Here is a 26,229-nt window from a genome sequence, read left to right on the forward strand (position 1 = left end):
CAATCTTGAAAGTTAGTTACTACAAAAGTAAAAGTTGTGGGTGTTACCTGTTGTTAATTGACTGTTAAATATTATTATACTTGGATTTTCTTCAACTTATGGTTGCTTTTTTTTACTTTTGCGCCAAATTTAAAAAGCAAGCTATGTTATCAGTTTCTAATTTATCGGTTCAGTTTGGAAAACGTGTGTTGTTTGATGAGGTGAGTACAACCTTTAACCAAGGCAATTGCTATGGTATTATTGGTGCTAATGGAGCCGGAAAATCTACTTTTTTAAAAATCCTTTCTGGTAAACAAGAACCTACGTCTGGTAGTGTGCATTTAGAGCCAGGAAAACGTATGTCTGTATTGGAACAAAACCACAATTTGTACGATGAGAATACGGTTTTAGAAACTGTAATAATGGGTAACAAGCCTTTGCATAAAATTAAAACGGAAATAGATGCCCTATATGCTGATTATACGGATGAAAATGCCGAGAAAATTGGAGAGCTTCAGGTAGAGTTTGAAGAAATGAACGGTTGGAATGCCGATAGTGATGCCGCAGCATTATTATCTAATTTGGGTATAAAAGAAGATTTACATTATACCATGATGGCCGATTTGGATGGTAAGCAAAAAGTTCGTGTGCTTTTGGCACAGGCGCTTTTTGGAAATCCTGATGTTTTAATTATGGATGAGCCTACCAACGATTTGGATTATGAAACCATATCATGGTTAGAAAACTTCTTGGCTAATTATGATAACTGCGTGATTGTGGTATCTCATGACCGTCACTTTTTAGATGCTGTGTGTACACATGTATCTGATATCGATTTTGGAAAAATTAATCACTTTTCAGGTAACTATACGTTTTGGTATGAATCCTCTCAATTAGCTGCCAAACAGCGTGCTCAACAGAACAAAAAAGCTGAAGAAAAGAAGAAGGAGTTAGAGGAATTTATCCGTCGTTTTTCTGCAAACGTGGCAAAGAGTAAGCAGGCCACCAGTAGAAAGAAAATGATTGACAAGTTAAATATTGATGAAATTAGGCCAACTAGTCGTCGTTACCCTGCCATTATTTTTGAGCGCGAGCGTGAGGCAGGCGATCAAATTTTAAATGTTGAAGGTTTAGCAGCTTCTTTAGATGGAGAGGTGTTATTCAGAAACATAGATTTAAATTTAGCCAAAGGTGATAAAGTGGTTGTTTACTCTAAAGATTCTCGTGCAACCACAGCTTTTTATGAAATTTTAAATGATAATCAAAAAGCCGACGCTGGTAAATTTGCTTGGGGAATTACCACAACACAGTCGTACTTGCCTTTGGACAACAGTAAATTCTTTGACAACAATTTAACTTTGGTCGATTGGTTACGTCAGTGGGCCAAAACCGAAGAAGAACGTGAGGAAGTTCATATTCGTGGATTTTTGGGTAAAATGATTTTTAGTGGAGAAGAGGCACTTAAAAAATCCAATGTTTTATCAGGAGGGGAAAAGGTGCGTTGTATGCTAAGTCGTATGATGATGTTGCGCGCTAATGTATTGATGCTGGACGAGCCAACTAACCATCTAGATTTAGAAAGTATTACGGCGTTTAACAACTCCTTAAAGAATTTTAAAGGCACAGTGTTATTTACAACTCATGATCATGAGTTTGCACAAACTGTTGCAAACCGTGTTATTGAATTAACGCCTAATGGTATCATAGACAGGTATACTACTTTTGATGAGTACATGCAGGATTCTAAAATAAAAGACCTACGCGATAAAATGTATGCTGTTACAGCATAATTATATTAGTTTTCCAATTCAGACGTTACATCGTTAACAATAGGCATGGCATTTTCAAGCTCGTCTTGATGTACATATACATCTTGATAACCTGGAACTGAAGAACCGAATCCAGCCAATCTACCAGATTCTGTTTCATCCTTTATTATTGCAGTTATGTCAACGGCTTTAAGTTTGTCGACTATTAATTGGGCAACTATAAAACTACCTGTAAAAACTTTTTTATATTCTGAATCCATAATAAGTATTTTGCTGTTACTTAAAGATACGAAATTTCTGAATTAAAACACATGTATTTAATCACGAATTGGGTAAATAAAAACTGGATTTGTAACGTATTGAAAATGGGTTAATTGAAAAATAACACTAAAAAAACATGTTACTAATATTATTAGGTTATATTTGTACATTATTAAAAATTTTTAAATTATTACAATGAGTAAAGGAACAGTAAAATTCTTCAACGATTCTAAAGGTTTTGGATTTATCGTAGAAGATGACACAAACAAAGAACATTTTGTTCACATTTCTGGATTAATCGATGAGATTCGTGAAGGTGATGTAGTTGAATTCGATCTTACAGAAGGTAGAAAAGGAATGAACGCAGTAAACGTTAAAGTATTATAATATATATTTTAAACTTATTGAAAAACTAAAGCCTCAAAATATTTTGAGGCTTTTTTTATGCCTAAAAAGTTCCTATAAATCCAATTTGATTGGTTGAAAACGTGAAGTTCCAACTTATTTTTGGAGGGTTTTTATACGTGTATTTTTTCTTGGTAAATAAAAATTTATCAATACTGTCTACTACTACAACGCTTAAAATTGTACCTACAGCTACATCGGTTAGCCAATGCGCACCTTCTACTAATCGTGTTATTGGAGTAATAGCACCAACTGAATAAATGCCAATTTTAACCCAAGTATTATCAAATTGCTTGGCAATAGCATGTGCCATGGTAACCGATAGAACCGTATGTCCTGATGGGAATGAATGGTACATGGCTTCACTAGAAAACGGGTTAAAGTCATCATAACCTTTACCAGAACTTGGTCTTGCTCTACCAAAGGCCGTTTTGCTAAAGGATTGGAGGGTTCCTGCTGTTATTGCTGATGAAATTATTAAAACACTGGTTTTTCTTACCGCTTCATTTTTAGTTAGTAAACCATAACCATACAAGCCAGCATTCAATGCAAAAAATGTTTGGGGCTTACCAAACCTAAAACCAAAGTCTAAAGCAAATTGAGGATAGTTTTCTTTTTGTCCGGTAAAAAATTCGTTGGCGGTTTCATCAGCCAAAGAAAGTGCAAAGACTCCAACGGTTAAGGTTGTTAGTTTCCTAAAGTCATCATTGTCCCATCGTAAAGGACTCGTGTAGGCATAGGCTACACCTTGAGCTGTGTTTTTTGCATCATATTTAAGTAACTCCCAAACTGTGAGTGAATTTTGAGTATGTTCTGTGGTATTGGCATGTTGCCCAAAACACACTAAACTATACAAACTATATACTAGGCAAAGAATATGCCGCATAAACTTATCGTAATTCTGCACCAAGCTGCTTTTCAAAATTAGCTTGCAGCTTGTTCATTATTTTGTCAATTTGCTTGTCGGTTAAGGTTTTGTTCTCGTCTTGTAACGTAAAGCTAATGGCGTAACTTTTCTTGCCGGCTGGTAGATTTTTGCCTTCATAAACATCAAACAAATTCACATCTTTTAAAAGTTGCTTTTCGGTTTGCATGGCAATAGCATCAATTTCTGCGAAACTTACGGACTGGTCCAACAACAAGGCAAAATCACGGCGTACTTCAGGATATTTAGGAATAGCTTTAAATGTTACATGGTTTGCTTTGGTAGCTTCAATTACGGCATCCCATTTAAAGTTCGCATACAGAACAGGTTGCGAAATACCAAAATGCTTTAAAACCGATTTTTTCACCAAACCAAACTCAACTAAAGCTGTTTTTTTGGTTGATAACAGCATACCCTCACTAAACACATCAGTTTTAAAAGGGTCAGCTTTCAACTTGTTGATACCTAATCGTTGTAATATGGCTTCAATTGTACCTTTTAAGTAATAAAAATCACTTGGCTTACTCTCGGAGTTCCAGCGTTCGGTTTGTTTGTTTCCAGTTACAATTAAAGATAAATGCTTAAATTCTTCGCGCTTACCATTATAATCATGGTAGGTTTTGCCAAATTCAAATAGTTTTAAATCTTCACGCTTACGGTTAACGTTGTGGCGTACATTTTCTAATCCTGAGAACAACATAGATTGACGCATGACACTTAAATCATTACTCAATGGGTTGAGCATTTCTACATTATGTTCAGCGTTTATGTCTTCACTTAAATTCGCATATTCTGGTGTAGTTAACGAGTTTGTCATGGTTTCGTAAAACCCTTGCGATGCCAACTGGTTACCTATAATGTTTTGTAATTTATAGTCTTCAAATTTCGACGTATTCGAAATTGAGGCGTTAAGTTTTTCGGTTGTTTTTATATTGTTGTAACCGTAAACACGCAGAATTTCTTCAATAATATCAGCTTCACGTTGTACATCGTTTCGATACGCAGGAACGGTTAAACCCAGTCCAGCTTCAGTTACGTTGTTAATTTTAATATCCAAGGACATTAATATCTCCTTTATCTTTTCACGTGGGATTTCTTCACCTATAAGTTTTTTTGCATTTTCAAAACTCATACGTACTTGAAAGTCTTCAATTTTATTTGGGTATAAATCCACGATGTCACTTGTGATTTCCCCTCCAGCAATTTCTTCAATCAAAAGTACAGCACGTTTTAAGGCATATTCCGTAATATTTGGATCTATACCGCGTTCAAATCGGAAAGAGGCATCAGTATTCAAGCCATGACGTTTAGCTGTTTTACGAATGCTCACCGGATTAAAATAGGCACTTTCTAAAAAGATGCTTGTAGTTTGCTCGGTTACACCAGATTCCATACCGCCAAAAACACCAGCAATGCACATAGGTGTTTCGGCATTACAGATCATTAAATCGTCTTCATGTAATTCGCGTTCAACACCATCAAGCGTTGTAAACTTTGTACCCGATTTTAAGGTTTTTACCACAACCTTGTTGCCTGTTATTTTTGCAGCATCAAAAGCATGTAGCGGCTGGCCCAATTCGTGTAATACATAATTGGTAATATCTACCACATTATTAATTGGTGTTAAGCCTATGGCTTTCAATCGGTTTTGAATCCAAGCTGGCGATTCAGCCACTTTAATACCCGAAATCGTTACACCACAATAACGCGGAGCCAATTGTTTGTTCAGAACATCCACATCAATTTTTAAGGAACGGTTATCTACATGAAATGCAGAAACCGAAGGAGTAATTAACTCCCTGTTTTTTTCTTGCTGTAAAAGGCCTGCTTTTAAATCGCGTGCCACACCATAATGGCTCATGGCATCAGCACGATTAGGTGTTAGGCCAATTTCAAAAACATGGTCGTTTTCAATATTAAAAATATCAGACAGTTTTGCACCAACATTTGTAGCCTCGTCCAACACTAAAATACCATCATGCGATTGTCCCAGGCCAAGTTCGTCTTCAGCACAAATCATCCCATGACTGGCTTCGCCGCGTATTTTACCTTTTTTAATTTTCCAGGCCTCACCTTCAGGTGTGTATAAGGTAGTTCCAATAGTTGCCACTGGTACTTTTTGTCCGGCTGCTACATTTGGTGCGCCACAAACAATTTGCAAAGGTTCGTTATCACCAATATTTACGGTAGTAATTTTTAGTCTATCTGCATTTGGGTGCTGTTCGCAAGTCAATACCTCGCCAACTACAATACCTTCTAAACCACCTTTAACCGATTGGTATTCGGTAAGACCTTCTACTTCTAAACCTAAATCGGTTAGTAGCTCGCTAATCGTTTCAGGATTTGCGTCTAACTTGATAAATTGTTTTAACCAATTATAAGAAACCTTCATGTGCTATGCGCTATTTTAAGAATGCAAAGATAAAATATTGCTTGTAGCATTCAAACAAAGCGCCTTAAATTGTAAACTTAAATTTGTTGTAAGTATTTTTGTGAAACACCGATTAACTATGCATATTTACATTCTATGAGAAATTTCCTGTACCTATTCGTTTTAATGCTCTTGTTTTCATGTCAAGAAGAAGCCTCAAAGCAACTTGAAACCACCACTTACCGGGCGGTTTTAAAAGTGAATGATTCTGTAGATATGCCTTTTGTGTTTGAGGTAAAGTCGCCAACAGAATTAGTTATTTTCAATGCCGAAGAACGCATTGAAGTGGATGAGGTGAGTTACAAAAACGATTCCGTTTTTATAAAAACACCGGTTTTTGAAGGGTTTATTGCAGCCAAATTACAAGATGATGGTGCGTTGTCTGGCAGTTATATAAAAGAAAATTTAAATCGTATGGTGCCATTTTATGCTGAAAAAGGTACAGCACGTTTTAAGGTGAATACCCAAGCTGAATTTGATGTTTCGGGAAATTGGGAAACGGTCTTTAGTCCTAATGACGACGCTGACAGCTACATTGGCAAAGGTATATTTAAGCAAGATGGAAACACCATATCGGGAACGTTTAGAACCACAACGGGCGACTATCGGTTTTTGGAAGGCGTTGTAGATGGCAACCAACTAAAACTCTCTACGTTTGATGGTGCCCATGCCTTTTTGTTTACAGCAACAGTAACCGATAGCACCATGCAAGGCCAGTTCTATTCTGGAAATCATTGGCAGGAACCTTTTGTGGCCAAACGTAATGAAAGTTTTGAGTTACCAGATTCAGATAGTTTAACCTATTTAAAGGAAGGGTATGATAAGGTAAGTTTTAGCTTTCCCGATAGCAATGGTAATCTGGTGAGTTTAAAGGATCAGCGTTTTAAGGATAAAGTGGTTTTGGTACAGATTATGGGAACCTGGTGCCCAAACTGTTTAGATGAAAGTAAATACTTTGCCGAGTTTTATAAGCAACATCAAAATACCGATTTAGAAATAATAGCCTTGGCTTTTGAGTATGTAAAAACCGAAGCGCAAGGTTTTGAAAACATACAACGTTTAACCGACCGTGTTGATATTACCTATCCTGTGCTCTTGGCGCAAACTGGAACGTCCAGTAAAACCGCTGCACAAGAAAAATTGCCTATGCTGAATAGGGTGTTAAGCTACCCAACCACTATTTTTATTGATAAAACAGGGCAGGTACGCAAAATACATACGGGTTTTAATGGTCCAGCCACAGGTGAGAAATACACCGAATTTAAAAACGAATTTGAAAGTTTTGTAAAACAGCTATTGGAGGAGTAATTGTTAGTTACGCTTATCGGTCTAGTGTATGATTTCGTTGCGATTTCCATTAAGATAATAAATAGGAGCGAACCAATTGTTCAGAAGCGAAGAAACTCGATTAGGAATTTCCGAGCAATGAGCTATAAATGTTGTTGTAATGCGTTTTTATTAATAATATTCAATTTCTCTTGTCCAAACAAATAGTTTTTCGCCATTAACTGATTTTATTTGTTTTATCCAATTGTTTTTATCGTCAAATATGTATTCAAATTCTACCTTATGTTTTCCGCGCTCATCGGTGTAGATAAGTTCGATTGGAAACTCGTGAGAATCATACGAGAACACTAAATTTTGGTTGTTATCTGGATATTTAGGAAATGTAAATGTTTCTTTTACTTTTCTTTGATTTTCATCGTATTCATATTTTTTAAAACTTGTAATAGAGTCTTTACCATCATAATAATAAAATTCCGTCAATAAATTATTTTCGTATATGGAAATTTCTTTTTTGTATAGCGCAGGTATGTTGTTGTCATTAAAGTCAGGATTGTATGAATATTTTTCTATGATTCTATCTTTTTCGTCATACACAAATTTACGACTTATCATATCGCTTCCATTTTCAGTACGTTTCTGTCTACTACCTTTTTTTGTCTTTATCCAAATAAAAGGTGAATGATTAATGATTTTGGTTTTTCTACCTTTTGCATCATACTCGTAAAGAGATCCGTAATCAGTTCCGTATTCGTCAAAGTTTCTAATTTCAATTAGGTTACCAATTGAATCATAGTATTTTTCTGTTCTTCTAATCTCTTTTGGATAATCGGAATTGTAGTATTCATATTCCGAAACCAAGTTATCGTTATTGTATTTATATTTTTGTGTAGAATAACTACTGTCAACATTTATTGTTTTTATGAGTATGAGATTATTATTTTCATCGTAAGTATAACTTGAATTAGATTCTTGGTAAGACTTGCATTTATGAGTTTTAATTTTACCTAATTTATTGTAAGAATATTCATTATAGCGAATTGTATCTTGTTTTTTATTAAACCATATTTCTTTTATCACTCTATTGTCTTGGTCAAACTCTTTATAATAATTAATGTAGTGAACCCAATAAGTATTGTACCACCAACTATGAAATCTGCTGAAAGTGTATTCCGCATTCATAAATCCGTTATGTCCGTAATCGCCTTCTGTACTGAATAATTTTCTATTTTGATGATTTTCTTTCAAAAATGAAAGTTTTTCTCTAATCGATTTTATTTTGCCATAAATTGTATCTTTTTGTTGAGAAAATGAATATGAGTTTACGAATAGAAAGCCGAGTATAATGATATATTTTTTGGTCATAGTTGATTATTTACTATAAATTTAACTTTCATTTTATTGCTTTTAACAGCTCAATTAGTTAGTCTATCTATTTTGGAAGTAAAGTTGTCTGTTGGTTTAGGCAAATTTCAATACGTACTTATACGTAATTATAAACAGTTGCCAACTCTTAACAAAGCGTTAATTAACAGAAGTTTTATGTTAATTAACACAACGCTAACAACTTACAATTGGGTTTGTATCTAACTTCATGACACTAATTTAAACTTAATTATTATGAAACAGAACAACCTTTTTACAGCCTTGCTGTGCTTTTTCTTATTATTTAGCTTAAACACAACGGCACAGCTGCAAACACCGCAGGCTAGTGCCAAAGCTACAGTTATGCAACGCATTGGTGTTACCGATATTAGCGTTACCTATTCCAGACCAAGTGTTAATGGTCGTGATCTTTGGGGTAATCTGGTGCCTTACGGCATGAACAATTTGGGCTTTGGTACGGCAACTGCTGCGCCTTGGCGTGCTGGTGCCAATGAGAATACTACTATTACCTTTGCTAACGATGCTTCGGTAGAAGGTAAAACCATTAAAGCCGGTACCTATGGCTTGTTTTTTGAAGTTAAACCTAATAATCAGGCTACCTTAATACTATCGCACGATACCCAAGCTTGGGGTAGTTTTTTCTATGATAAAAACCATGATGCCTTGCGTGCCGATATTACAACAACAGAGGCACCTCACCATGAATTATTGACTTTTGAGTTTAGTAATATTACGCCAACAAGTGCTGTATTGTCGTTGGTTTGGGGTGAAAAGGCTTTTCCGGTAAATATTTCGGTTAATACCACACAAATTGTTTTAGACGATTTTAAAGCAAAATCTACAGGGCAGTTTGGGTTTAATCGTCAGAATTGGGAACAGGCTGCTGCCTATGCCCTTAATAATGGTGGTGATTTAAACGAAGCCTTAACATGGATTGATGGTGCTATTGCTGGTAATTTTTACAGTCAGAAAAACTTTAATAATGTAGCCATAAAAGCCCAGATTTTAAACAAAATGGGTCGTACAGACGAATATGCTTCGCTTATGGATGAGGCAGCAGGTATGGCAAACAAGCAGCAGTTAAATGCCTTGGGTTACCAAATGATTGCAGCAAAAGATTATGATAGGGCTGAAAAATACTTTAAACAAAATATTGCCAATCACCCAGAAGATCCAAATGGTTATGATAGCTTGGGTGAATGTTATAAAAACATGGGTGATACTAAAAATGCCATTAAGTATTTTAAGAAATCGCTATCCATGAATCCACCAGCCAATGTTAAAGCTAATTCTGAAAAACATTTAAAGGAATTAGGCGCACTGTAATAGTTTTGTTTTTAGGGACAAACTGTTTTGTTCAAAAGACTGTTTAAATATATGATAGGGTAGTTTTAAGCGTTTATTGCGAAATCTGTGAATTTTTAGTGTTATTAATCAATAGCAATTAAACGTATTTGTATCTAGTAGTTTTAAGCAGTCTTTTTCTTTTTTAACTGATATAATTCCAAATATTACGATACTTGCTCATTTGTTTGTAGGTATTTAAAATAGCAGCATTATTAGGAGAAGTGAGGCTAGGGTCGTTGTTAAGAACCTGTTTAGCCCAATATCGGGCTGTTTTTAGAATGTCGTTGTCCTTTATTAAGTCTGCTATTTTTAAATTTAATACACCGCTTTGTTGGGTGCCCATAATATCGCCTGGACCACGTAGTTTTAAATCCACTTCGGCAATTTCAAATCCATCGTTGGTGCGAACCATAGTATCTAAACGGACTTTACTGTCGTTACTTAATTTATGACTCGTCATGAGTATACAGTAACTTTGTTCAGCACCACGACCCACGCGACCACGTAATTGGTGTAATTGTGAAAGGCCAAAGCGTTCGGCACTTTCAATAACCATAACCGATGCATTGGGCACATTAACACCAACCTCAATAACGGTAGTAGCGACCATAATTTGCGTTTCGCCCTTGGCAAAGCGCTGCATTTCATAATCTTTGTCGGTAGCTTTCATTTTGCCATGAACAATAGAAATTTGATATTCTGGCTTCGGAAAATCACGTTCAATGCTAGCATAACCATCCATTAAATCTTTATAATCCATTTTTTCACTTTCTTGAATTAATGGATATACAATATATACTTGCCTGCCTTTTGCAATTTCATCGCGTATAAAACGAAATACTTTTAGACGGTTGTTATCATATCTGTGAACTGTTTTTATGGCTTGCCTGCCTGGTGGTAATTCGTCAATAATTGAGATGTCTAAATCACCATAAACGGACATGGCTAGTGTTCGTGGAATAGGCGTAGCCGTCATCACCAAAATATGTGGAGGAGACGTATTTTTGTGCCACAATTTACTTCTTTGCGCAACTCCAAATCGGTGTTGCTCATCTATTATGGCTAGTCCTAAATTTTTAAATTTCACCTTATCTTCTAAAAGCGCATGAGTGCCAATAAGTATCTGTAAGTCGCCATTTTCGAGATTTTCGTGAATATTTTTTCTGTTTAAAGTGTTACTTGAACCAGTAAGCAATTTTATACTGATATTCAATTTTTTACACCATTCAAATAGCCCGTTGTAATGCTGAACTGACAAAATTTCAGTCGGAGCCATTAAACAGGCTTGAAAACCGTTGTCAAGCGCCATGAGTATTGACATGAAGGCTACTATGGTCTTTCCAGATCCTACATCGCCTTGTAAAAGACGATTCATTTGTGCGTTGCTGCCTAAATCAGCTCGAATTTCTTTCAATACACGTTTCTGGGCGTTGGTTAATTCAAAGGGCAAATGGTCTTTAAAAAAGGCATTAAAATAATCGCCTACTTGCTCAAACGGAAATCCTTTGATTTTAGATTTATGGATGAGATTTTTTAAAATTAATTGCAGTTGAATATAAAATAATTCTTCAAACTTAAGTCGATATTGAGCTCGAGCTAACAACTCTTGGTTTTGTGGAAAATGCACGTTAAAAAGTGCTTGGCTTTTGGAGATTAGTTTTTGATTATTGAGTAGTTCGGGTGACAATGTTTCTACAAACCTGCCTTTGGTTTCGGTAAATAATTGCTGCATTATTTTTATGATCACCCGATTGCTGACACCCTTGTTTGTTAATTTTTCCGTTGAAGGATAAATGGGTTGCATGGCCGATTGTATGTTTTTTTCATGATCCTTAAGTAGTTCCATGTCGGGATGCGGCATGGAAAACTTGCCATTGAACCAATTGGTTTTTCCAAAAATCACATAATCCGTTTTTAGTTTTAGGTTTTCCCGAATCCATTTATGGCCGCGAAACCAAACCAATTCCATTGTACTTGTATTGTCTTGAAATGTGGCTACAAGTCGTTTGCCGTGTTTTTGGGCAACTTCTTCAAACTTAATAATCTGTCCAATAATTTGGACATCAGCACTATTGCGTTGCAGTTCATTGATTTTGTAATACCGTGTACGGTCTAAATACCGATTGGGAAACAAATTTATTAAATCTTGATAGGTATGAATACCGAGCTCTTTTCGTAATAGTTCAGCACGATTGGGGCCAACGCCTTTCAGGTAATCAATAGGTGTTTGAAGGTTGGTACTCATATTAGCGAAATTAAGTGTTTTCAATCAATTCGAGAAATGCATTTTTTTGTATTTTGGACTAATCTTTGTGTTCAGATTGCCTATGAGATTGTTTTTAAGCCTACTGTTCTTCATTTGTGTCAAAATTACTTTGGCACAACAAACCGATTATGTGGATTTTACCTTTTGTAAGGCTTTTGTGAAGTTTGACACCATAGAGAAATCGGTTTCCGGTATAGTACGTCATAAATTTATTATGTTAAAAGATGCGGATTCTGTATTTGTTGATGCGCAAAAAATGAAGATCACAGATCCATTGGAATTGTTGGATTTTGAAAACTCTGAAACTCATAAAATAGCTTATAGAAACGACAGCAGTAAGATTTGGCTTAAACATGGTTTTAAAGCTGGTAAGCAGTACGAGGCTATTATAAATTACATAGCGATTCCTAATAAAGCCTTGTATTTTTTGGGCTGGAGCAATAAGGCACCTAATCAAATTTGGACGCAAGGTCAAGGGAAGTATACAAGTAATTGGTTGCCCAGTTTTGATGACATGAACGAGAAGGTGAGCTTTGCTTTAACTATTCAGTTTAATGATCAATACGAAGTTATTTCCAATGGAAAAAAAGTTTTTGAAACGCAAACTGAAGATGGCAAAACCGACCATGTGTTTATGATGGGAAAGCCTATGTCTAGTTATCTTGTTGCACTGGCAATAGGAAAGTATGATAAAAAAGTCGAAACGTCTGCGAGTGGAATTCCTTTGGAGATGTATTATTACCCTGAAGATTCTTTAAAAGCAGAGCCAACATACCGTTACACGAAGCACATGTTCGACTTTTTAGAGCAAGAAATTGGCGTACCTTATCCTTGGCAGAATTATAAGCAGGTTCCAGTTCATGATTTTTTGTATGCTGGTATGGAAAATACGACGGCTACTATCTTTTCGGATGGATTTGTGGTAGATTCTATTGGGTTTAACGATAAGAATTATGTTAATGTTAATGCACATGAATTAGCGCACCAATGGTTCGGTGATTTGGTTACCGAAACGTCTGGAACACATCATTGGTTGCAAGAGGGTTTTGCAACCTATTATGCTTTACTTGCGGAGCGCGATATATTTGGAGATAAGTATTATTATTGGCGATTATACGAATATGCTCAAGAGCTTTTAGATCAGGACAATCGTGGAGCAGGAACAGCTTTATTGAATCCAAAATCGAGTAGTATTACGTTTTATAAAAAAGGGGCTTGGCTATTGCATATGCTTCGAGAAAAAATAGGTAATTCAGCCTTTAATCAGGCCGTAAGAAAGTATTTGATGGCTCATCAATTTCAAAACGTGACGTCGGAAGATTTTATTCGAGAAGTTAAGAATGTAACAGATATTGAGATTGATGAATTCTTTGAACAATGGCTTGAAAGCCCTATCTTTTCTTATAATGAGGTTATGGCTAGTTTGGAGCAATCTAAATTTATTCAGGAATATCTAATGGCTGATTGTGAGGCAAACAATGCTAAATGTGATTATTATTTAGAAGCACCACTGTCTGTGCAAGCAAAGGAAAAAATAATTTCGCAAGTACCAGAGCGTATTACGTTAGATGTTTTTAATGAAGGTATAAAAGTGAGGCAGGCCATAGCAATGCATGTGAGTGAGATACCAGATTCCTTAAAAATAGAATATGAATCACTTTTAAAAGATGATTCTTATATCACTATTGAGGCTGCTTTGTACAATTTGTGGTCAAACTATCCAGATGAACGTGTAAAGTACCTCGATAAAACCAAAAGTGTTATTGGATTTCGTGATAAAAATGTGCGTTTATTGTGGTTGGTTTTGGCCTTGTCGACTCTGGACTATGAGCAAAACAATAAACAAGCCTATTTTGATGAATTGATTGGTTATACAGCGACAGATTATGGGTTTGAGGTACGTATGGGCGCTTTCTCATATTTACAAGCTTTAAATCTATTTCCTGAAGCAGCTTTGGTGAATTTGGTAGATGCTACAAAACATTTCAATTGGCAGTTTAGGTCCTTTGCCAGGGATTTAGTGGACGCTTTGTCTAACGATGAGCGTTATGCTGATATACTAGAAAAATTGAAAAACAATTAATATGCGAGCATTAGTGATTTCAGGTGGAGGAAGTAAAGGGGCTTATGCAGGTGGTGTTGCTCAATATTTAATGGAGGTAGAGGGTAAAAAGTACGATATGTTTTTAGGTACCTCTACAGGTAGTTTGTTGGTACCGCATTTGGCGGTTGATAATATTCCAAAGCTTTATGATATTTTCACTAACGTGCAGCAGCATGATATTTTTAGTGTAAGTCCTTTTGTGCAACGTAAAAAAGGAGATCGTGAATATGTGTCCATTGATTTTGTGAATTCGTTGTGGCAGTTTATTCGATTAAAACGAACTTTTGGAGAGAGTAAGGCTTTACGACGTAATGTTAGAAAGAATTTTACTAGGGAAGAATATGAGATTGTAAAAACAACCAAACATGATTTGGTGGTAACGGTTTCTAACCTGTCGAAAAATAGAGTGGAGTACAAGTCCATTAAGGATTGTACTTATGAAGAGTTTTGCAATTGGATTTGGATTTCCTGTAATTATATTCCATTTATGTCCATAGCCAAGGTCAATGGTTATGAATATGCCGATGGAGGTCTGGGGTGTGTGGTTCCTATTCGTGAGGCTATAAAGCGAGGTGCTACCGAAGTAGATGCGATTGTTTTAGAAGCTGAAAACATGGACCGCAATAAGGTATTGGGTAAAAATCCATTCTCCTTAATGTTAAATTTATTCGGACACTTATTAGATCAAGTAGAGCGTAATGATATCATTATTGGGCAATTGGCTGCAAAAAATAGAGGTGTTAAGTTGAATATGTATTATACCCCTACAACATTAACCGAAAACTCGTTAATATTCAGTAAACGATTAATGACTAAATGGTGGCAACAAGGTTATGATTATGCGCAAGAAAAACACGGTAATATTACCACATCTCGCTAACTTCCTGTTTTATATAAGATAATGCCGCATCACTTGGCGCACGTTTTTCCATCATTTCGGTAAGAACCACTTCACGAAGCTTGTTGGCGGTATCAGTTTTTTCTAATAAACTGGCCTTTCTAATAAGTTGAATGGTTGCATTTTTGGCAGCCGTAATAATGTTCCAACACTCGTCGCTTAAATAGATTTGCTGTGATAAATTGTGGTCAAACTCTTGTTCAATGCTCTGTATTAGTAAAGATTCATAATCTTCTTTGTTAGAAGAAATTGGAGCCACACGAATAAGTAGTTTTGAAGGTGTGATACGTTCTAAAAACAATGCCATACGCTCATAAGCTTGAAGTCTCAAGGGCATGGAGTTAACTTGCATGTCTTTATGTAATAAAAAGCGCCTGCGACCATCTTCATTTTTAGTGTGCTCCTTAAAAAAGAAATAAGCAATTAATCCGGTTATTAAAGCTGGAACAGCATAGAGAAAAACTTCAAAAATTTTATCGACTTCCATAGTAGGTTTTTTTAAGTATTGGTGTTTTTAGAACCTCCCAAATATAAACAATCTTTTAAATCCTGAATACTTGTAAATGGGACTTTCGTTTTTTCATACATATACGTTCTGTTCAATTCTTCAGATAAGTTATGGTCATCTACATTAACATCAATGTCCTCCATTGTAAATTGGCAAGGATGTTCGTAGCCTGCTGCGTGTGTAATTTCTATTAGTTCTTTTCTAAACGTTTTAAAGTATTGTGCTAAACGTTCAGATTTTAAAGGTATGTTTATACCATTTTGCAACCACTTGCTTTGCGTGGCTACTCCACTAGGACAACGATTGGTGTGACAGACTTGAGCTTGAATGCAACCAATACTCATCATGGCTTCACGAGCAACATTAATACAGTCAACACCCATTGAGAAAGCCATGGCTCCTTTAGCTGGAAACCCTAATTTACCACTTCCAATAAATACAATGCGTGAGGTAAGATTTCGCTTTTGGAAAACCTTGTATAAGTCACTAAAACCATATACCCAAGGTAATGATACATGGTCGGCGAAACTAGGAGGAGCAGCTCCTGTGCCGCCTTCACCACCATCTACGGTTATAAAATCAGGGCCTTTGCCTGTTTGTTCCATAATATTGGCTAGCTCATGCCATTGATCTAATTTACCAATAGCAGCTTTTATACCAACTGGAAGTCCAGTGTTTTCTGCAATGGATTCAATGAAATCAACCATTTCCTGAACATTAGAAAAGGCAGAATGATTAGGAGGCGACAAAACATCTTTACCAATAGGAACGTGTCTAATATCAGCTATTTCTTTAGTTATTTTTGCTGCTGGGAGCACGCCTCCTTTACCAGGTTTTGCACCTTGGGAAAGTTTGATTTCGATTGCGCGAACAAAAGAATTTTTGTTTACCAAATCAACAAGTTTATCCATAGAGAAATTTCCGTGTTCGTCCCTTACTCCAAAATAGCCAGTTCCAAAGTGAAAGATAACATCGCCGCCATTGGAGTGATAGGGTGATAATCCACCTTCGCCTGTATTGTGGTAAGCACCCGATATTTTAACACCTTTATTTAACGATTCAACCGCTTTGGCCGACAAAGAACCGAAACTCATAGCTGAAACATTAATTATTGAGGCTGGTCTATATGGCTTTTTTCTTTGGTTGTGCAAACCCATAACTTTGGCGCAAGGCAAAAAGGATTTGTCAATTGTATTAGGATGGTTTTTCTCTAATTTAAAAGGCATCATGGCATTGTTTATAAAAATATGCTGATGTGCGTAAATATCACGATCTGTACCAAAGCCTTCATAATTGTTTTCGTTTTTTGCAGAGGCATAAATCCAACCTCTTTCTATCCTATTGAAAGGAAGCTCTTCTCTATTGTTTGCAACAAAATATTGACGGATTTCAGGGCCTATACTTTCAAACAAATATCTAATGTGACCAATAATGGGATAGTTGTGGCTAATGGTATGGCGTTTTTGGATAAAGATGTCTCGAATTGCTACGATTACCAAAGCAATAATAATCCATATCCACCATGAAATAGTGCTCAAGAATTCAAAAAAAGCATCCATACTATCTATTTTTAAGTAAATATATTTAAAAATATGGATATAAAAAGGCGTAACAGTCATGTGTGGTATTTACCTTTAAAATTGTTTATAATTATTAATAATTCTGACGGTTTAAAAGGTTAACAATACTTATTTTCACACTTTGAAAAAAGAGTCCCTTGGAAAAATATTTAAGTCAGTTAAATGATGCGCAATTGGCACCAACTTTGCAAAAAGATGGCCCTATGATTGTAATTGCTGGAGCAGGTTCTGGAAAGACACGTGTTTTAACATATCGTATAGCCTATCTTATGAGTCAAGGGTTGGATGCGTTTAATATTTTAGCATTGACATTTACTAATAAGGCAGCCAGAGAAATGAAAGGTCGTATTGCTGAAATAGTTGGTGATGGAGAGGCGAAAAACCTTTGGATGGGAACATTTCATTCAGTATTTGCTAAAATTTTACGTTTTGAGGCTGATAAATTAGGTTACCCAAGTAACTTTACCATTTATGACACACAAGATTCTGATCGATTGATAGCATCTATTATCAAAGAAATGAATCTAGACAAAGATGTGTATAAATACAAGCAAATTCGCTCTCGTATATCCTCATATAAAAACAGTTTGATTACGGTTAAGGCTTATTTTCAAAATCCTGAATTAATTGAAGCCGATACTATGGCCAGGCGTCCGCGTTTGGGTGAAATATACAAGAATTATGTAGACCGTTGTTTTAAAGCTGGAGCTATGGATTTTGATGATTTGTTATTGAAAACTAATGAGTTGTTAACTAGATTTCCAGATGTGTTAGCGAAGTACCAAGATAAGTTTCGTTATATTTTGGTGGATGAGTATCAGGATACAAACCATTCACAATATTTGATTGTTAGGGCGCTTTCCGATAGATTTCAAAACATATGTGTAGTCGGTGATGATGCCCAAAGTATTTATGCCTTCAGAGGTGCTAATATTAATAATATTCTGAACTTCCAAAGGGATTATGATGATGTAAAGGTATTCCGTTTAGAACAGAATTATCGCTCAACGAAGAATATCGTGAATGCTGCCAATTCCATTATAGATAAAAACCAAACCAAATTGGACAAGGTGGTTTGGACGGCCAATGACGAAGGGCCTAAAATAATTGTCAACCGTTCATTGACTGATGGTGATGAAGGCCGATATGTAGCGAGCTCTATTTTTGAGAATAAAATGCAAAATCAGCTTCATAACAGCGATTTTGCTGTTCTGTACCGTACAAACGCACAATCTCGTGCTATTGAGGATGCCTTAAGAAAGCGCGATATTCCATATAGAATATACGGAGGCTTGTCGTTTTACCAACTTAAAGAGATCAAGGATGTGCTATCATATTTACGATTGGTTATCAATCCGGCAGACGAAGAAGCTTTAAAGCGGGTTATAAATTATCCTGCCCGTGGAATTGGACAAACCACTTTAGATAAGTTGATTGTAGCGGCAAATGGTTACGAGCGAACCATTTTTGAAGTTCTTGAGAATATTGACAAGATAGATGTTGGTATAAATTCTGGGACAAAAACTAAACTGAAGAATTTTGTGACTTTAATCAGAAGTTTTCAGGTTATGAATGAAATGGCCAATGCATTTGAATTGGCGGAACATGTTGTCAAAGCCAGTGGCTTAATTCGTGAGTTTAATAAAGATGGCACACCCGAGGGGGTTGCCAGAATGGAAAACATTGAAGAGTTGCTTAATGGTATTAAGGACTTTGTTGAAGGGCAAAAAGAAATTGCTGATGCTACGGCATCATTGGCAGAATTTTTAGAAGATGTAGCACTTGCCACCGATTTAGATGCTGATAAGGGTGATAGCAATCATGTGGCTTTAATGACTATTCATTTGGCAAAGGGATTGGAGTTTCCGTATGTATACATAGTAGGTCTGGAGGAAGATTTATTTCCAAGTGCTATGAGTATGAATACACGTAGTGAGTTGGAGGAGGAGCGACGCTTATTTTACGTAGCATTGACACGAGCGGAAAAACAAGCTTATTTAACCTATGCTTTGTCTCGCTATCGCTGGGGAAAATTAATAGATTCTGAACCTAGCAGGTTTATTGAAGAAATAGATGACCAATATTTAGAGGTTGTTACACCTATTGAGGAGCGACGCTTTAACCCTATGTTAGATGCTGATATTTTTGGTGATGTTGAACCCAACAAAATCAGATTTAAAAAACCTGTTCAACCAACATTTAAAAAAGGTAGAGCGGTTAATAAAGTCGAAAAGAAAACAGTTTTAGCACCTAAAAACCTAAAACCTGTTTCTAAAACTTCAAATAACACCAACTTGTTTGATAGTAAGTTGGTGGCTGGTAATATTGTAGAACATTTACGGTTTGGAAAAGGAGAGGTGCTTAAAATTGAAGGTACAGGAAGTGATGTTAAAGCTGAAATTAAATTTGATAATGGCGGTGTAAAAAAATTATTGTTACGCTTTGCAAAACTTGAGGTTATAGGTTGAAAGTTTATTTAACCATGCAAACCGAATTAATATTGCCTTTACCATCATATTCTTTTACCGGATTATCGGGATCTATCAACCACTCATTATCCACAATAAATTTGTAATGATGTTTTCCGCCAGCTAAAGTTAAGGTTAGTGTCCAACCCCATTCTGTTTTTTTCATTTTTGGTTCATTTTCAGACCAATTGTTAAAACTTCCGGACAAAATGACTTTTTCGGCATCTATAAAACCTCGTAATTCAAAAGTTACCTCTTTACTAATATTGATTACCGAGTTGTATTCGCCAAATTCGTTTCCGACTTTATTGGGATTGTAAGGGTCTTCAATCCATTTACCATCAACTATATATCGGTATTCATACGATCCGGGTTTGATTTGTAATATTATTTCCCAGCCATTTTCCACTTTGTTCATTGTAAATAAATTCTCGTCCCATTTGTTGAAGGAACCAGCTAGGATTACCTCGTTTGCGTTGTTATAACCATAGAGTTTAAAACAAGCGTTGCCATCTTCATTTTGATAAGCTGTATAGAACTTTAAATTGTAAACGTTTAAAGGCTTGCCATTTGGTGTTTTAGCGGGAACAATATTGGCGATATTATCTGTTGGTTCGGCCCAATATTTACCATTAATTAGAAATTTAAATTCCCAAGAAGATTCATTTGAAAAATCTGTTATCTTTTTTCTTAATTCAAAGGTGTTGTCATCAATTTTGTTCATTCGCCATTTATCACGTGTCCAGTTGTTAAACTGCCCAGACACAATAACATTCTCTATGTTTAAATCATCAAAATCTTTTATACTACCAGATGAATCAGACGTAGCCTTTTCGTAATCACGGATATCGAAAACAAAAACAATGTCATCACCATCTATTTTGTAGCCCAAAACATTTTTCTCTTGAGAAATGCCCTTAGTACAAGTTAGAAATAAAAAAATATAAACGATATGTTTAATTACTAACTTCAATGTCTTTTTAACGGATAGTTAATAAAATAAAGTTTCTCTTTCTGATAGTTTATAATGGTTCTTTTGTATTTAAAGAATTCGTACCCTAATATGCCATCTAAATCTGTACCAAAAGCTTCGTTAACCCTTTTTAAGTTAGTTAGAACGGTGTCCATCGGTCCAAAATAGATGGTTTCACTCAATCTTAAACGATGCAGTTTCCCTGCAATAACTTCTGTTTTCTTATTACTAGCATCCATTAAGATTAAGCGTTTTTTAGGAATAAAATATTTAAGTATGTCTTTGTTTAGGTTTTTGCTTATTTGATTGAATTCAGCTGCCGTATCAAGCCCAAACTTTACTTTTTTATTGTTGATGTCTCCATAAAGAATTATCGTATGATTCTTTAAAGCGAAATTTAGACTATCAAAAATTTTTTCCAAATAGACGTTTTTATCAAGCTTGTTTCCTAATCGGTCAACCTTGGATAGCGTAATTTGATTTAGATGCAAGTCAATAAACACTTCGTAATCTTTTAAAATAGAATAACCAATAATGCCTAAAAGCTTTATTTTCTTGCTTTTTTCAATATGGGAGAGGTTTATAACATCGGATTTTAAGGCTTCTAATTTAAAATTTTCCAGCATAAAATCTTTAATATGCTTTTCATAAGGGTTGTCAATTGCTTGCATTACACCAAATGATTGATTGCTTTTTTCTTGATGCTTATAAAGATTTTTGAAATGTACTTTGTTAAGGATCATAGCTTCAGAACCTGTATCTATAATGAAATTTCCTTTTTGGTTATGAACTTGAGCTTCAACTACAATAAGGTGGTCTACCAATTTAAATGGAATTCGTGTTGTGTATTCGTTGACCTTTTCAGATTTTGGAAAAATAATAGTGCCCTTTTCAATAACGTCAGTGGCATTCAAGAGACTTGAATAGCATGCAATTATTAAAAATAATAGTGTTCTTGGCATATTATTATGACTGAAAAAATATAAAAATGTTACAGGATTTAAAAGATAGGTTATAAATTTAAGTTTAATTTTTCAATTGTTTTGATTACGTTCAACAATTCAATGAAAAATATTTAATTTGTAAAACATCATTTAATCTAAACCATAAATGGCGGAATTTATTAGAATTTACGAAGAAAACCCAAACCCAAAGGAAATTAAACGCGTTGTTGATGTTTTAAAAAGAGGAGGACTAATAATCTATCCTACCGATACCGTATATGGTTTGGGTTGCGACATTACCAATACTAAAGCATTGGAAAAAATTGCGAGGATTAAAGGTGTGAAACTAGAGAAATCTAATTTTTCTTTTGTTTGTCATGATTTAAGTAATTTAAGCGATTATGTAAAACAGATAGATACGTCTACTTTTAAGATTCTAAAACGCGCCTTGCCAGGACCATATACCTTTATCCTTCCAGGAGCAAAAACGTTGCCATCGGTTTTTAAGAAGAAAAAAACTGTTGGTATTCGTGTGCCAAACAATCAGATTGCTTTAGAGATAGTTAAAGCGTTGGGTAATCCTATAATATCGTCTTCCATTCGTGATGAAGATGATGTTATTGAATATACAACAGACCCTGAACTTATTCTCGAAAAATGGGATAACCTTGTAGATTTGGTAATTGATGGTGGTTATGGAGATAACGTAGCATCTACTATTATTGATCTATCAGAGGATACTCCAACCATCGTTCGAGAAGGAAAAGGAAGCCTTGAAATATTTTAATAAGCTTAAGCCGACTTATTGAAGTTTCTATTTTTTTGATGTGTTTGGTCTAAAATAATAGAATCTGCTTTAAAATAGCTTTCAGATTTAATGATGTTTAGCATCCAATCAAAATGATTTTTTGAGCGTCTTTCAAAATGGTAAGGTAAAACTTGTATCATAGTCTTAATGTTTTAAAGTAGGGAACTATTTTTAGTTACAAGATTGATAAAATGTAAATTTGGTATATTCAAATTAACATTTAAAAATATATAAACCATTGATTTTCTATGAATTGCAAATTATAATTGATAAACTAACAATTTTTACGTTTTTACCATAGATAAACGTCAAATATGTTGGGTGAATGGAATCGAGGCGTAAAAGAGAATAAAAAAAGCCTAACAACTAATTGCTAGGCTTTTGCGATATTACCCGATTAAAACTAGTTAGAACCAGCTTCAAGGTTTTTCATTTCTTTTTCAATCATATCGTAGAATTCGTCAATTTTTGGTAAAATAACAATTCTTGTACGTCTGTTTGCAGCTCTACCTTCAGCAGTATCATTTGTGTCAATTGGCACATATTGAGAGCGACCAGCAGCGATAAGCTTGCTAGAGTTAACACCTAAATCTTCAAGTACGCGAACAACAGATGTAGCACGTTTAACACTTAAATCCCAGTTATCCAACAATGGCGGTTTATTGTAAGGCACAGGATCTGTATGTGCTTCAACCATACATTCAAAATCAGGCTTGCTTTTTACAACTTTAGCAACTTTGCCTAAAACTTCTTTTGCACGTTCGTTTACAACATAGCTACCGCTCTTAAATAATAATTTGTCAGCAATAGAAATGAATACTACGCCTTTTTCAACATTTACTTCAATATCTGGGTCGTTAATACCAACTTCTTTTTTCAAGCTAGTTACCAATGCTAACATTACGCTGTCTTTTTTGTTAACAGCATCTTGTAAACGAGATATCTTTAAATCTTTTTCTTTCATGCTTTCCAATGTTTTTTCGACATTTGAAGCACCTTTAGAGGTTAGCATGGTAAGATCTTTATTACTTTGTATCAAGTTTTCATTAGAATTTTTTAAGTCAGCAACACGCTCTTCTAAAGATTTAACACGTGCGTCAGCTGATGCTTTATCGGCCAAACAAGAATTTAATTTTACTGTTGCAGAATTTAGTAAATCTTGAGTTTCTTTTTGTTTTGCTTCTAATGCAGCGTATTCTTTTTTAGATACACATGATCCTAGAAGAAACATTGCAGATATACCAAATAAGATTATTTTTTTCATTTTGTAAATGTTTTTAGATGTTATTAATTAACATACCAAAATTATGCAAAAGAATAATGCATAAATGAAATGTTAACAAAAATTTTAACACTATTTATAAACAATTAAAAAGTCTTGGAATTTTTAACGTAATAACGCCACACAATTGACTGTGTTTTGAAGTAATTGCCCTTTTGTAATAGCTGCTTTCTGGAATTTAATAATCTTGAAAGATTGGTGTAGAAACTCATATGGGCTTTTATAATGGCGAGAATGTGACCGAATTTTAATTCAAATAAAAATTTTATACCAGCAATACCGTCTAGAAGCAGGCGAGCAAGGATTAGGATAGGTAGGTTTCCTTTTGCGTTTTTTACTAATGTGAAAAGGCTGTTTCTAAAATTTAAAAAGGTTTTTTTTGGATTGGTGTTTTTTAGTGTGGCACCACCTAAATGATATATAGTAGAGTTTCCAATGTATTTTGTAATATAACCTTTGTTAAAAGCCCTCCAGCATAAATCTATTTCTTCCATATGGGCAAAAAACGATTCATCAAATCCATTTAGGTCATTAAAAACCTTCGTTCTTATAAAAAAACAAGCGCCAGAAGCCCAGAAAATTTCAACATTATCATTGTATTGACCAGAATCTTTTTCAATAGTATTGAATATGCGCCCTCTGCAATATGGGTATCCGTATTGGTCAATAAACCCACCAGCAGCTCCTGCGTACTCAAATAAAGATTTGTTTTTGTAATCTAATATTTTGGGTTGTATAATGGCGGTTTCAGGATTGCTTTCAAATTCTTGAAATATGGGTTGTAACCAATTTTTCGTAACTTCAACATCACTATTTAATAAACAAAAGATATCTGCCTTAACATGTTTAAGGGCATCATTGTAGCCTTTAGCGTAGCCACCGTTTTCCGAGTTTTGAATGATTGATACAGTAGGATAATGATTTTTAATATATTCAACAGAATCATCTGTTGAAGCGTTATCAGCAACATAGATATCAGCTTCATGAGAATGTAACACCACAGATGGTATAAACTTCTCTAGAAGTGTTTTTCCATTCCAATTTAATATAACTACAGCAATTTTCATAATGTGTAAGTTGGAATGTCTTTAAGAAAATTATAGCGCGATTGATTAAAATCCATTTGGCAATAATAATGATTTAATCCATTGGTAACCATTAAATAGTCTGCTTTTAACTGCAAATTATAACGTGCTATTTGGTCAAAAGTACTTTGGTCAATAGTAATTGATGGACTTTTACATTCAACCAATAAGTGAATAGTACCATTGGTATTATACACAACAACATCGTATCGTTTTTTTAAGTTGTTAATTACCAATTCCTTCTCAACATTAATTAAGGATTTTGGGAAATTTTTATGCGAAATTAAATAATGTACACAATTTTGCCGTACCCATTCCTCTGGTTGTAAAACCACAAATTTTTTCCGAATGATATCGAATATAGATACTTTATTTTCGCTATTTTTGAATCGAAACGAAAACTTTGGAAAATTGAGTTTTTGCATGAAACTATTCAGGATTTTTTCAAAGTTAATCTACAATAATCAATTACCAAAGGTTATTTTTTATAATAGCATATTTGAATTAAAGCCATAGCAATTTTGGACGATGTAAAACAGATAGTAAGCGACATAAAATCTGGCAAAATAAAGCCTATTTATTTTTTAATGGGTGAAGAACCTTATTACATTGATAAGATTTCAGATTTTATTGAGGATACCGTTTTAAGCGAAGAGGAAAGAGGGTTTAATCAAATGGTTTTATATGGTCGTGATGTTACCGTAGAAGATATTGTTGGTCACGCCAAGCGTTTTCCAATGATGGCAGAATATCAAGTTGTTATTGTTAAAGAAGCACAAGATTTGTCGCGTAGCATTGAGAAACTGGTTACTTATGCCAAACAACCGCAGACCTCTACAATTTTGGTCTTTAATTATAAGTATAAAACGATCGACAAGCGTAAGGGTTTATACAAAGAATTAAAGAAAACAGGTGTTGTTTTTGAAAGTAAGAAATTATATGATAATCAGGTTCCAGATTGGATTAGACGTGTGTTAGCTGGTCAGAATTATACCATTACCCCTAAAGCTGCTTTAATTTTAGTTGAGTTTTTAGGAACAGATTTAAGTAAAATAACCAATGAACTTAATAAGCTTAAAATAATTTTACCTGAAGGCACACAAATCACACCTGAACATATAGAAAAGAATATTGGAATCAGTAAGGATTACAATAATTTTGAGTTACGAAAAGCGTTAGGAGAACGAAATGCGGTTAAAGCTCATAAGATTATTAATTACTTTTCTGACAATCCCAAAGACAATAATATTATTGTAACCGTTTCGCTGCTATTTAATTTCTATTCTCAACTGTTAAGACTGCATGGTTTGAATGATAAATCGCCACGAAGTGTGGCTTCGGCATTGCGCATTAATCCATATTTTGTAAATGAATATCTTACAGCAGCTAGAAACTATCCCATGAAACGCGTTAGTCAAATAGTTGCAACTCTTCGAGATTTTGATGTAAAAAGTAAAGGTGTTGGTGCAAATGCATTACCGCAACGTGATCTTTTGAAAGAATTAATTGTCAGAATATTAAACTAG

General features: G+C 34.8%; 22 protein-coding genes. 9 read left to right on the top strand and 13 right to left on the bottom strand.

Going from position 1 to position 26,229, the window contains the following annotated elements; translation table 11 throughout:
- Positions 1–143 precede the first annotated feature (143 nt).
- Positions 144–1,769, top strand: a complete 1,626-nt coding sequence (locus tag K7G76_RS06190) for an ABC-F family ATP-binding cassette domain-containing protein (protein ID WP_223033295.1) — start codon at positions 144–146, stop codon at positions 1,767–1,769.
- 5 nt (positions 1,770–1,774) lie between these two features.
- On the opposite strand, the gene K7G76_RS06195 is transcribed toward K7G76_RS06190, so the two are convergent.
- Positions 1,775–2,008 carry a putative signal transducing protein gene (locus tag K7G76_RS06195; RefSeq protein ID WP_223033296.1) on the bottom strand — a complete coding sequence of 78 codons (234 nt, stop codon included), beginning with the start codon at positions 2,006–2,008 and terminating at the stop codon, positions 1,775–1,777.
- 196 nt (positions 2,009–2,204) lie between these two features.
- On the opposite strand from K7G76_RS06195, the gene K7G76_RS06200 reads away from it, so the two are divergent.
- On the top strand, positions 2,205–2,396 hold the full coding sequence (locus K7G76_RS06200) for a cold-shock protein (protein WP_223033297.1): 192 nt from the start codon (positions 2,205–2,207) through the stop codon (positions 2,394–2,396).
- Positions 2,397–2,457: 61 nt separating this feature from the next.
- Here K7G76_RS06200 and K7G76_RS06205 read toward each other — a convergent pair whose 3' ends face one another.
- Positions 2,458–3,300, bottom strand: a complete 843-nt coding sequence (locus K7G76_RS06205; protein WP_223033298.1) for a phosphatase PAP2 family protein — start codon at positions 3,298–3,300, stop codon at positions 2,458–2,460.
- Positions 3,301–3,304: 4 nt separating this feature from the next.
- The gene (pheT, locus tag K7G76_RS06210; protein ID WP_223033299.1) at positions 3,305–5,731 is read right to left on the bottom strand and encodes a phenylalanine--tRNA ligase subunit beta; all 2,427 of its coding nucleotides are present in this window, start codon (positions 5,729–5,731) and stop codon (positions 3,305–3,307) included.
- Between the two features lie 135 nt (positions 5,732–5,866).
- Here pheT and K7G76_RS06215 point away from each other — a divergent pair, with 135 nt between their 5' ends.
- The gene (locus K7G76_RS06215) at positions 5,867–7,078 is read left to right on the top strand and encodes a TlpA disulfide reductase family protein (RefSeq protein ID WP_223033300.1); all 1,212 of its coding nucleotides are present in this window, start codon (positions 5,867–5,869) and stop codon (positions 7,076–7,078) included.
- A gap of 150 nt (positions 7,079–7,228) precedes the next feature.
- Here K7G76_RS06215 and K7G76_RS06220 read toward each other — a convergent pair whose 3' ends face one another.
- A complete protein-coding gene (locus tag K7G76_RS06220) occupies positions 7,229–8,302 on the bottom strand; it encodes a hypothetical protein (RefSeq protein WP_223033301.1) in 1,074 nt (357 codons plus the stop codon).
- Between the two features lie 372 nt (positions 8,303–8,674).
- On the opposite strand from K7G76_RS06220, the gene K7G76_RS06225 reads away from it, so the two are divergent.
- Positions 8,675–9,766: a DUF2911 domain-containing protein gene (locus tag K7G76_RS06225; protein WP_223033302.1), complete on the top strand. Its 1,092-nt coding sequence runs from the start codon at positions 8,675–8,677 to the stop codon at positions 9,764–9,766.
- A 163-nt stretch (positions 9,767–9,929) separates the two neighbouring features.
- On the opposite strand, the gene recG is transcribed toward K7G76_RS06225, so the two are convergent.
- Entirely contained in the window at positions 9,930–12,032 is a 2,103-nt protein-coding gene (recG, locus tag K7G76_RS06230; protein WP_223033303.1) for an ATP-dependent DNA helicase RecG, read from the bottom strand.
- 130 nt (positions 12,033–12,162) lie between these two features.
- On the opposite strand from recG, the gene K7G76_RS06235 reads away from it, so the two are divergent.
- A complete protein-coding gene (locus K7G76_RS06235) occupies positions 12,163–14,136 on the top strand; it encodes a M1 family metallopeptidase (RefSeq protein WP_255572930.1) in 1,974 nt (657 codons plus the stop codon).
- Position 14,137: 1 nt separating this feature from the next.
- The gene (locus K7G76_RS06240) at positions 14,138–15,037 is read left to right on the top strand and encodes a patatin-like phospholipase family protein (protein ID WP_223033305.1); all 900 of its coding nucleotides are present in this window, start codon (positions 14,138–14,140) and stop codon (positions 15,035–15,037) included.
- Here the strand turns inward: K7G76_RS06240 and K7G76_RS06245 are convergent.
- Entirely contained in the window at positions 15,021–15,542 is a 522-nt protein-coding gene (locus K7G76_RS06245) for a DUF7935 family protein (RefSeq protein ID WP_223033306.1), read from the bottom strand. The genes K7G76_RS06240 and K7G76_RS06245 overlap by 17 nt on opposite strands.
- An 11-nt stretch (positions 15,543–15,553) precedes the next feature.
- Positions 15,554–17,122 (bottom strand): FMN-binding glutamate synthase family protein, encoded by a 1,569-nt coding sequence (locus K7G76_RS06250; RefSeq protein ID WP_223033307.1) that lies wholly within the window; start codon positions 17,120–17,122, stop codon positions 15,554–15,556.
- 158 nt (positions 17,123–17,280) lie between these two features.
- Here K7G76_RS06250 and K7G76_RS06255 point away from each other — a divergent pair, with 158 nt between their 5' ends.
- A complete protein-coding gene (locus tag K7G76_RS06255; protein WP_223033308.1) occupies positions 17,281–19,611 on the top strand; it encodes an ATP-dependent helicase in 2,331 nt (776 codons plus the stop codon).
- Positions 19,612–19,615: 4 nt separating this feature from the next.
- Here K7G76_RS06255 and K7G76_RS06260 read toward each other — a convergent pair whose 3' ends face one another.
- Together K7G76_RS06260 and K7G76_RS06265 are read right to left on the bottom strand one after the other, a co-directional pair.
- Positions 19,616–20,503, bottom strand: a complete 888-nt coding sequence (locus K7G76_RS06260; RefSeq protein ID WP_223033309.1) for a hypothetical protein — start codon at positions 20,501–20,503, stop codon at positions 19,616–19,618.
- Positions 20,504–20,580: 77 nt separating this feature from the next.
- The gene (locus K7G76_RS06265) at positions 20,581–21,546 is read right to left on the bottom strand and encodes a pepsin/retropepsin-like aspartic protease family protein (RefSeq protein WP_223033310.1); all 966 of its coding nucleotides are present in this window, start codon (positions 21,544–21,546) and stop codon (positions 20,581–20,583) included.
- Positions 21,547–21,694: 148 nt separating this feature from the next.
- On the opposite strand from K7G76_RS06265, the gene K7G76_RS06270 reads away from it, so the two are divergent.
- Positions 21,695–22,315 carry an L-threonylcarbamoyladenylate synthase gene (locus K7G76_RS06270; protein ID WP_223033311.1) on the top strand — a complete coding sequence of 207 codons (621 nt, stop codon included), beginning with the start codon at positions 21,695–21,697 and terminating at the stop codon, positions 22,313–22,315.
- Positions 22,316–22,320: 5 nt separating this feature from the next.
- Here K7G76_RS06270 and K7G76_RS06275 read toward each other — a convergent pair whose 3' ends face one another.
- The 4 genes from K7G76_RS06275 to K7G76_RS06290 all read right to left on the bottom strand — a co-directional run bounded on the left by K7G76_RS06275 (position 22,321) and on the right by K7G76_RS06290 (position 25,128).
- A complete protein-coding gene (locus tag K7G76_RS06275) occupies positions 22,321–22,476 on the bottom strand; it encodes a hypothetical protein (protein ID WP_223033312.1) in 156 nt (51 codons plus the stop codon).
- Between the two features lie 263 nt (positions 22,477–22,739).
- Entirely contained in the window at positions 22,740–23,600 is an 861-nt protein-coding gene (locus K7G76_RS06280) for an OmpA/MotB family protein (protein WP_223033313.1), read from the bottom strand.
- Positions 23,601–23,704: 104 nt separating this feature from the next.
- Positions 23,705–24,685, bottom strand: coding sequence for a glycosyltransferase family 2 protein (locus K7G76_RS06285; RefSeq protein ID WP_223033314.1), 981 nt, complete (start codon positions 24,683–24,685; stop codon positions 23,705–23,707).
- Entirely contained in the window at positions 24,682–25,128 is a 447-nt protein-coding gene (locus tag K7G76_RS06290; protein WP_369412184.1) for a type I restriction enzyme HsdR N-terminal domain-containing protein, read from the bottom strand. Before K7G76_RS06290 ends, K7G76_RS06285 begins: the two co-directional genes overlap by 4 nt.
- A 96-nt stretch (positions 25,129–25,224) precedes the next feature.
- On the opposite strand from K7G76_RS06290, the gene holA reads away from it, so the two are divergent.
- Positions 25,225–26,229 (top strand): DNA polymerase III subunit delta, encoded by a 1,005-nt coding sequence (gene holA / locus K7G76_RS06295; RefSeq protein WP_223033315.1) that lies wholly within the window; start codon positions 25,225–25,227, stop codon positions 26,227–26,229.

Source organism: Hanstruepera marina (assembly GCF_019880635.1).
GTDB classification, from domain to species: Bacteria; Bacteroidota; Bacteroidia; order Flavobacteriales; family Flavobacteriaceae; genus Hanstruepera; species Hanstruepera marina.

Excerpts from the sequence above, each read along its gene's own strand:
- K7G76_RS06190 (WP_223033295.1), top strand. The coding sequence starts at position 144 with ATGTTATCAGTTTCTAATTTATCGGTTCAGTTTGGAAAACGTGTGTTG.
- K7G76_RS06195 (WP_223033296.1), bottom strand. The coding sequence starts at position 2,008 with ATGGATTCAGAATATAAAAAAGTTTTTACAGGTAGTTTTATAGTTGCC.
- K7G76_RS06200 (WP_223033297.1), top strand. The coding sequence starts at position 2,205 with ATGAGTAAAGGAACAGTAAAATTCTTCAACGATTCTAAAGGTTTTGGA.
- K7G76_RS06205 (WP_223033298.1), bottom strand. The coding sequence starts at position 3,300 with ATGCGGCATATTCTTTGCCTAGTATATAGTTTGTATAGTTTAGTGTGT.
- pheT (WP_223033299.1), bottom strand. The coding sequence starts at position 5,731 with ATGAAGGTTTCTTATAATTGGTTAAAACAATTTATCAAGTTAGACGCA.
- K7G76_RS06215 (WP_223033300.1), top strand. The coding sequence starts at position 5,867 with ATGAGAAATTTCCTGTACCTATTCGTTTTAATGCTCTTGTTTTCATGT.
- K7G76_RS06225 (WP_223033302.1), top strand. The coding sequence starts at position 8,675 with ATGAAACAGAACAACCTTTTTACAGCCTTGCTGTGCTTTTTCTTATTA.
- recG (WP_223033303.1), bottom strand. The coding sequence starts at position 12,032 with ATGAGTACCAACCTTCAAACACCTATTGATTACCTGAAAGGCGTTGGC.
- K7G76_RS06240 (WP_223033305.1), top strand. The coding sequence starts at position 14,138 with ATGCGAGCATTAGTGATTTCAGGTGGAGGAAGTAAAGGGGCTTATGCA.
- K7G76_RS06245 (WP_223033306.1), bottom strand. The coding sequence starts at position 15,542 with ATGGAAGTCGATAAAATTTTTGAAGTTTTTCTCTATGCTGTTCCAGCT.
- K7G76_RS06250 (WP_223033307.1), bottom strand. The coding sequence starts at position 17,122 with ATGGATGCTTTTTTTGAATTCTTGAGCACTATTTCATGGTGGATATGG.
- K7G76_RS06265 (WP_223033310.1), bottom strand. The coding sequence starts at position 21,546 with ATGCCAAGAACACTATTATTTTTAATAATTGCATGCTATTCAAGTCTC.
- K7G76_RS06270 (WP_223033311.1), top strand. The coding sequence starts at position 21,695 with ATGGCGGAATTTATTAGAATTTACGAAGAAAACCCAAACCCAAAGGAA.
- K7G76_RS06275 (WP_223033312.1), bottom strand. The coding sequence starts at position 22,476 with ATGATACAAGTTTTACCTTACCATTTTGAAAGACGCTCAAAAAATCAT.
- K7G76_RS06280 (WP_223033313.1), bottom strand. The coding sequence starts at position 23,600 with ATGAAAAAAATAATCTTATTTGGTATATCTGCAATGTTTCTTCTAGGA.
- K7G76_RS06285 (WP_223033314.1), bottom strand. The coding sequence starts at position 24,685 with ATGAAAATTGCTGTAGTTATATTAAATTGGAATGGAAAAACACTTCTA.
- K7G76_RS06290 (WP_369412184.1), bottom strand. The coding sequence starts at position 25,128 with ATGCAAAAACTCAATTTTCCAAAGTTTTCGTTTCGATTCAAAAATAGC.